General features: G+C 56.5%; 1 protein-coding gene. It reads left to right on the forward strand.

What is annotated here, in order from left to right:
* Positions 1–503, forward strand: a 503-nt coding sequence (locus J5M71_RS27360; protein WP_207838675.1) for an S-type pyocin domain-containing protein, incomplete at both ends; no start/stop codon positions are given.

The following is a 503-nucleotide window of genomic DNA, read 5'->3' on the forward strand; positions in this document are numbered from 1 at the left end:
GGGCGGCCCCGCGCTGTTGAGCAGTCCGGCATTGGTCGGATTTGCGGCGCTGCTCATGCCATCACGCTTGGGCAACGGCGAGCGGTTTGTGGTGAGCGTTCCACTTGCTGAATTATCGTCGGAGCCCGCGGGAGCATTGCGTGAAATTGCCGATCAACGGGGCATATTTGAGATGCATATCGGCTTGGGCGCCCGGCAAATCGATGCCGGTGTACAAATCTTTGCTGCGACCAACGATGACTTTCATATTCGCTCAAGCATCCCTGTCCTGAATGCGGCGTATGACTCGCTCAATGATGTTTATGAAGTCGCGTTACCGGATTCTCCCACTGACTTCCTGACATGGACGCCCGCCATTTCACCGCAAGACAGCTCGACTGAATTGCCCATCTTTGGGAAAAGACCATCCGCGTACTCGGGGGCTCCGATTCTTCCGCTTGAAGGGGGACGGGACCGGAACCCGATCCTCGTGGAAGGCTGGGAGAGATTCATTATCGTATTCC

The organism is Pseudomonas sp. 43(2021), from assembly GCF_017490805.1.
Taxonomy (GTDB): Bacteria; Pseudomonadota; Gammaproteobacteria; order Pseudomonadales; family Pseudomonadaceae; genus Aquipseudomonas.